Source organism: Mesorhizobium sp. M2E.F.Ca.ET.209.01.1.1 (genome assembly GCF_004010375.2).
GTDB lineage: Bacteria > Pseudomonadota > Alphaproteobacteria > Rhizobiales > Rhizobiaceae > Mesorhizobium.
Map to the genome: position 1 here is coordinate 1 of NZ_SADP02000855.1, position 315 is coordinate 315.

The 315-nt window shown below is 62.5% G+C and carries 1 pseudogene; it reads left to right on the top strand.

The window, feature by feature from the left end:
- Positions 1–261, top strand: a pseudogene (locus EN852_RS41460) (hypothetical protein); the annotation flags it as partial.
- Between the last annotated feature and the right edge of the window lie 54 nt (positions 262–315).

Genomic DNA, 315 nt, shown 5'->3' on the forward strand with positions numbered 1-315 from the left:
CTCGCGGAGCTGAAGCTGGTCGACGTAACCGAGCGTCACATGGCGACGCAAAAAGCATCTGCCATCGTCGCCGACGGGGAAGGGCGACGGGTGTCCGAAGAGGCGATGGCGCGCCGCGAGGTGACCATGTATCGGCCGGCCGATCACAAGGAGTCGATCGGCAAGCTCGTGTATATCGCTGCGTATCTCATCGCCCAGCGCAAGCGCCTCGAAGAGGAGGAATTGGCGGCCATTCTGGAAATGGCTGCGCCCGTCGGGTGAGCGTCCGACCATAAGGGAAAGTCCGCCGCCCAGGTGGACTTTTTTGTAGCGCAG